The sequence below is a fragment of the Paenisporosarcina sp. TG20 genome (assembly GCF_000286315.1).
Classification (GTDB): Bacteria; Bacillota; Bacilli; order Bacillales_A; family Planococcaceae; genus Paenisporosarcina.
The window spans coordinates 1-7,061 of record NZ_ALJG01000175.1 but is presented as its reverse complement, the minus strand read 5'-3'; the positions used below and the strand labels follow the sequence as shown (position 1 = coordinate 7,061).

Genomic DNA, 7,061 nt, shown 5'->3' with positions numbered 1-7,061 from the left:
GCCTGCAACGGAAATCAGTAGACTTAAATAGAAGGCTATCTTATTAATGGACCGGGCGCACTTACCCGGTTTTTCTCATCTTCGGAATAAAAGAAAACTGTTATTCTTCTAAAAAAATGCAAGATTTTACAAATCTTTTGGTAGCGCTTACAACATCTGTTTTGTTACAATTAAACTACTAGAATAATCATTCTATTCAGAAAACACAATCTAGACCAAAATTTAAGGAGGAATAAAATGAATCTTGCAACCTCATTAACAATTAACGCAAACAGACATCCTGATAAAATGTGTATTACATGTGAAGACCGGTCTTACTCTTACAAAGAATTCAATGAAAAAGTGAATAGAATGGCAAATGGTTTGGCTGCACTAAACCTTAAAAAAGGAGACAAGATTGGACTTTTCATGAAGAATTCCGATCATTTTGCAATTGCTTTATATGCAAGCTGGAAAGCCGGTTTAACCGTTGTTCCAATTAACTTCCGGCTTAGTGCAATAGAAACACATTATATTCTTGAACAATCGGATTGTGTAGCGGTATTTTGCGATGAGAATCTTGAAGAGACCGTCACTAAAGCTGGAGATGAATTACAAGAATTGAAGCATTTCATCGTTCATCCATCTTCGTCAAATGAAAGCCACTTATCTTGGGATAATGTTATTAGCAATGATTCAAGTGAGCCTGCAATCCTCGTATTGAACACAGATGATGCTGAGATTTTATATACATCCGGTACTACTGGAAAACCTAAAGGAGCACTATTTGATCATCAACGAATAATGAATGTCAATATGGCATTTATTATGTTAAAACGTCTTAATGCTGAAGACAAGTTATTGCATGTTGCACCATTATTTCATTCGGCACAATTGAATTTATTCTTAACCCCCGCCATTATGCTAGGGGCATCAAGTGTAATACAGCGTGATTTCCACCCGGTGACCACCTTACAAGCAATTGAAGACAATGGAATTACGATATTCTTTGGAGTTCCAGCAATGTACAATGCGATGCTACAAGTACCGAATAGTGACAACTATAATTTATCTTCTATTAGAGCTTGTGGCTACGGGGCAGCACCTATGGCACCCGCACTTGTGGAAAAATCAATGGAATTGTTCGGCACAGAGCAGTTTTATAATTTATGTGGCTTAACAGAAGCGGGTCCAGGGGGTGTGTTCTTGTCTCCTGATGACCATAAAACAAAACTTGGCGCAGGTGGAACAGCCATGTTCTTTACTAATATTAGAGTTGTAAACGAACAAATGGAAGATGTGAAACCTGGAGAAATCGGAGAGTTTGTAATTAAAGGCGAAACAGTTATGAAAGAATATTACCGCAAACCAGAAGAGACACAAAAAACGTTTTCAGATGGCTGGTTGTTAACAGGAGACTTAGCAACGATTGATGTAGACGGATATATAACAATAGTTGATCGAAAAAAAGATATGATCATTTCGGGTGGGGAAAATGTCTATTCCGTAGAAGTAGAACAAGTTCTTAATAGCCACCCACTAGTATTAGAAGCTGCCACAATTGGTGTGCCTGACGAGAAATGGGGCGAAATGGTTGCAGCAATAATTGTTTCAAAAAATAAGGAACAGATATCTGATGAGGATTTACAGCAGTTTTGCAGGGAGCGTTTAGCTGGCTATAAAGTGCCGAAAAAGTTCTTTTTCTCAGATGTGTTACCAAGAAATGCCTCAGGGAAAGTTTTGAAATACCAATTACGTGAATCTCTTAATGGAGAACCAGTCACTTAAAATATTTTGGTTCGCTCAGGATAAATATGTAGACGGAATCTCCGGAAGACCCTTCTAGACTATTAGGAGAATACTAGATTCGTAAGGAATTGGAGTGATAAAAATATGAAGCCACTAGACAATATAAGGGTACTGGATATTACCTATTACTTACCAGGGCCGTTTGCAGCGATGCGGCTTGCTGATTTTGGTGCAGATGTAGTAAAAATTGAACCACTTGAAGGAGACCCCGCTTTTTCGATGAGCGGTGGCGCTGTTCATAGGGCAAATAATCGAGGAAAGAAAATAATAAATATTGATTTGAAGTCTGCTTCTGGAAAAGCACTACTCGAAGAGCATATTCAACATGCAGATGTCTTACTAGAATCGTTCAGGACAGGTGTAATGGACCGACTTGGGTTTAGTTACGAGAGAGTTAAAGAATTAAATCCATTGATAGTGTATTGCTCGATGACAGGATATGGAGTAGACAGTCCACTTTCAAGTTTTGGCAGCCACGATTTGAACTATCTCGCTTTATCTGGTGTTCTTTCTCAACTGACTGACAGTAAAGGGAAACCAATAGTTCCTAAAAACACATTAGCTGATTATGTTGGAGGGTTTGCTGTAAGTGAGGCAATATTAGCTGCACTTGTACAACGTTTTCGAACAGGTGAAGGCTCACGTCTCCAAGTGTCTATTACGGATGCTATGGCTACTTTCCAAGGAACGAATCTGGAATACTTAGCTTCTGGGTTATCAGAACATGGCATCCCTGAAATTGATGGATCATATGTTGCTTACAATATATACGAAACAAAAGATGCACGTTTCGTTGCTTTAGGAGCATTAGAAAAAAAGTTTTGGAAAAATCTTTGTCTATTTGCAGAACACCCAGAATGGGAATCTCTGCAATTTGAACGAATTGAAAGTACCATGCATAAGCAGATTTCTGAGTTCTTCATGTCGCGAACATGGGAAAAGTGGCTACTCATTTCACTAGAGACAGATTTTTGCGTGACACCTATTATGTATCCTGCAGAGCTAAATCAACATCCACATTGGTTAAATCGAGAGAATCTCGTTATTATGAAACGCTAGTTAAGTATACTTAAAAACGACTAAAAGGAGATGGAGTACCATGATGCAAACCCCGTTATTGTTAACCGACTTTGTCAAACGTGCAGAACGATTTTTCCCGAATAAACTGATCATTTCACGGACAGGAGAAACAATTCATCGTATTCCATATAAAGAATTTGGCAAGCGCACACGTAAACTTGCAGAGGCTTTAACGAAGCTTGGCATGCAGCATGGAACGAAAGTAGGTTCTTTTGCTTGGAACCATCATCGTCACTTAGAAGCATATTTTGGTGTACCGTGTTCAGGAGCTATTTTGCACATGATTAACATTCGCCTGTCCCCTGAACATATTGCGTATGTCATTAATCATGCAGAAGATGAGATTTTACTTGTAGATGCTGATTTATTGCCACTCATAGAAAAACTTGCACCTTTATTAAAAACTGTGAGACACTACGTTATTATGCAAGACGGGTTTGATCTACCTAAAACGTCTCTTGAAAATGTCTCTTCGTATGAAATGATTTTAGCTGAAGCATCAGATGACTATGAGTTCCCTGAAGACTTAGATGAAAATACGCCAGCTGGCATGTGCTATACGTCAGCAACTACTGGCAACCCAAAAGGAGTCGTGTACACACATCGTGGAATCGTGTTACATAGTTTTGCTCTAGGGTTAACCGATGTAATGGGGTTATCAGAGCGGGATATTGTGTTGTCTGTTGTTCCGATGTTCCATGCAAATGCTTGGGGACTCCCATTTGCCAGCGTTTTCTTTGGAACGACTCAAGTCTTACCTGGACCAGGGTTTACACCTCAATTATTGCTTGATTTAGTTGAACAAGAAAAGGTTAGCTTAACTGCTGGAGTACCAACTATATGGCTTGGTGTATTAAAAGAGCAGGAGAAAAATCCTCGTGACTTATCGTCCTTGCGTGCCGTTGTTTGCGGAGGCTCTGCTTCACCGAAAGGCTTAATTCGAGCTTTTGAAGAGAAATATGGCATTCCATTTATTGTTGGCTACGGGATGACAGAAACTACTCCAATTGTAAGCTTATCGACATTGACGTCCGCGATGGATAACTTATCGATGGATGAACGGATCGATATGCGTGCATTACAAGGAATGACCGTTCCTGGTTTGGATGTTCGCATTGTAAATGAAAATGGAGAAGTTCCATGGGATGGTAAAACAATGGGTGAATTAACAATAAGAGGACCGTGGGTTGCAAGTGAATACTATAAGGATGAACGAACTGAAGAAGCATTTCGTGATGGTTGGTTATATACAGGAGATATTGCGGTGATGACAGAAGATGGCTACATTAAAATTACGGACCGTACAAAAGATTTGATTAAGAGTGGAGGCGAATGGATTTCTTCTGTTGATCTTGAAAACGCTCTAATGACGCATGAATCTGTGTTTGAAGCGGCAGTAATTGCGGTCCCGCATGAAAAATGGCAAGAACGTCCACTGGCATGTGTGGTACTGAAAGAGGAATATGTAAACAGTGTGACGAAGGAGGATCTACTTTCATACTTGGAAGGTCAATTTGCCAAGTGGTGGGTACCAGACAATGTCGTATTCCTAAATGAAATTCCAAAAACTTCAGTCGGTAAATTTCTGAAAGCATCGCTAAGAAATGATTTGGCCGAAACCTATAGAGTAAAAGAAACCATCTAGACATTCGAGAGTGAGTGAGTGAGTGATAGATAGTAGGGGCAGGATGCCAGGAAGGGAGAGTTATGAAAAAACTTATTAAGGTGTTGCTCATAGGTTCATTACTTACTCTTCTTATCATAGCTGCACTTAGTAATCCAACCGAAAAAGACTATGTAGCCTTTTCTGATAAAAGATATGGGGAACTTCCAGCTAGTACTTCAAACTTTTCCGTGGATATTGAAACAATAAATTTTGTGATTTTCTCAACTTACACACCAATCGTGGCACATGAACATGGCATTACCCACCTTGGGATAATGGGTACATTTATTCAAATTTCAGAAGGTCAATTTGATTATCCATGGTGGCTAGGATTATTCAACTAATAATAGCGGCAACTAATAGCTGAAAGGAAGGGCGCAAGTGGAAACACTTCGCGCTCTTCCTTATTTTTGAGGTTCAGATGTATAAGTGGAGTTAACTACCTAAATTAGTTAAGTAGGCTTTTGTTTTTCCGTTATCAACATTTTTCAACAGTTATAGAAGTTATGTATCTTCTTTATTTATGTTTTCGTCCACTCAACTATGATTTTCGTCCACTCAGCATTATTTCAAGGTTTTCATGACGATATCAGGCAAACGCTTGGGGCAAAAATCCTTGAAACCGTCCGGCATTAGCGGAACGGGTTCAAGGCTTTTAATTAAAACAATAAATGAGCAACGCCAACGATGATTGGTAAAGCAAGCACTGTACGTAGCAAGAAAATGAGGAGCAAATCTAAAATGTTTACAGGGATTTTAGATCCGAGTAACAAGCCTCCAACTTCAGACATGTAAATTAGTTGTGTGACAGAAGTTGCTGCAATTACGAAACGAGTCATTTCAGACTCAATTATTTGTCCACCCAAAATGGCTGGCAAGAACATGTCCGCAAATCCAACAACCATTGTTTGTGCAGCCTCAGTCGCTTCAGGTACACCCAAAACCATTAATAGAGGTTCAAAAGGTTTACCTAACCAAACAAATAAGTCTGTAAAAGTAGCAAGCATTAATGCAATGGTTCCGAACGCCATAACGACTGGCGCAACACCAATCCACATATCTAAGACGTTTTTTAATCCATCTGTAAAGAAGTTTTTAATGGAGCGGTTTTTATTAGCTGTTGATAATGCATTTTCTAAACCGTGACTTACCAAGTTATACTCTTCAGGCATTTTTTCCGCTTGTTCATCATAAGGACGACCATCAATGTATTCATCTGCTTTACGTGACAAAGGGAATATGCGAGGCATAATAAGAGCTAACACAGTACCTGTACCGGCAACAGTCGCATAGAAAGGTATGAAATAACCACCCAAATTTAATTCTTCAAGCACGACAATAGAGAAGGTAATAGAAACAACAGAGAATGTCGTTCCAATAATTGCAGCTTCTTTTTTCGTGTAATAACCTTCTTCATATTGCTTGCTTGTTAATAAGACGCCAATAGTTCCATCTCCCACCCAAGAAGCAAGGGCATCGATGGATGAACGACCTGGTAATTTAAAAAGTGGACGCATAACTTTAATCATCATGGTACCAAAGAAGTCCAATAAACCAAAGTTGAGAAGTAACGGTAAAAGCAAGCCCGCAAACAAGAAAATTGTAAATAAGAACGATAATAGACCAGTAGGTGAAAGCAATAAACCTCCTGTATCTTCGCTTCGAACTGCTTCAGGTCCAATATTAGCAACAACCATCACCGCAAACACCGCTCCAATAATACGCACAATTGTCCAGAACATGTGTACTTTGAACAATCTTTCGATAAATGTCTGTCCTTCTGAATCAGAAGCCTTTATAAACTGATAAATAATTGAACCAAGTGCAGCTATAATTAGAACAATAGTAACTATCCAAGGCATTATGGGTTCAACTAAACCAGCAACCATATTAGCTAAAATAGCAATAGGTATTTTCCATTCGTTCTGAAAATTGAATGGAATCATGAATAAGAATATTCCGATAATTGATGGAACTAGGAATAATAACCAGTTATATATGGAAAATTTCTTCAAAGGTGACTCCTCCTATATGTATAATTATTCAGTTTTTTAATTCTGTCATAATGATACTTGTAACGATAAATATTGTCCACCATAGATTATTCCCAATTAAATCAAAAAAATTCTGAGGTACCATATACTATGGTATCCTCAGAATTTTTTACAAAATAAGAAAGTATATAAATCTAGGATTCCAAAATCCCAGTGTTCATGATGTTTTTAAATATATCGAGACTAACATTTTAAAATGGCATTTCTTTGGCGTTACTTTCTTGAAACCGATTAATATGAAGGCTTGATTTCCTTTTTAAAAAAACACACGCTTCATCTTGAATTTCCAGTGAAAGTGAATTATTCAGTGATACATTCTTGTTTAGTATTCGAATTAATTATGTGTGAGTATTAGTAATATTTGGATTGCACATAAAAAATCATCCTATATAGGTTTGTGTACTTTCTTTTTACAAGATAGAATGAATTTTTATTTTGATTTTTAAAAATATATTCTTATCACTGTTGATTTT

The 7,061-nt window shown here is 38.0% G+C and carries 5 protein-coding genes; 4 read left to right on the top strand and 1 reads right to left on the bottom strand.

All coding sequences use genetic code 11. From position 1 onward, the window contains the following. Positions 1–237: 237 nt before the first annotated feature. The 4 genes from B371_RS0102705 to B371_RS0102690 all read left to right on the top strand — a co-directional run bounded on the left by B371_RS0102705 (position 238) and on the right by B371_RS0102690 (position 4,878). Complete coding sequence (locus tag B371_RS0102705) at positions 238–1,767, top strand: class I adenylate-forming enzyme family protein (RefSeq protein WP_019412779.1); 1,530 nt, start codon at positions 238–240, stop codon at positions 1,765–1,767. Positions 1,768–1,872: 105 nt separating this feature from the next. Further along, the gene (locus tag B371_RS0102700; protein WP_019412778.1) at positions 1,873–2,847 is read left to right on the top strand and encodes a CaiB/BaiF CoA-transferase family protein; all 975 of its coding nucleotides are present in this window, start codon (positions 1,873–1,875) and stop codon (positions 2,845–2,847) included. A gap of 40 nt (positions 2,848–2,887) precedes the next feature. Beyond that, positions 2,888–4,513 carry a long-chain fatty acid--CoA ligase gene (locus B371_RS0102695; protein WP_019412777.1) on the top strand — a complete coding sequence of 542 codons (1,626 nt, stop codon included), beginning with the start codon at positions 2,888–2,890 and terminating at the stop codon, positions 4,511–4,513. Positions 4,514–4,575: 62 nt separating this feature from the next. Further along, a complete protein-coding gene (locus tag B371_RS0102690; protein ID WP_019412776.1) occupies positions 4,576–4,878 on the top strand; it encodes a hypothetical protein in 303 nt (100 codons plus the stop codon). A 315-nt stretch (positions 4,879–5,193) separates the two neighbouring features. Here B371_RS0102690 and B371_RS0102685 read toward each other — a convergent pair whose 3' ends face one another. Then, positions 5,194–6,549, bottom strand: coding sequence for a YjiH family protein (locus B371_RS0102685; RefSeq protein WP_019412775.1), 1,356 nt, complete (start codon positions 6,547–6,549; stop codon positions 5,194–5,196). Between the last annotated feature and the right edge of the window lie 512 nt (positions 6,550–7,061).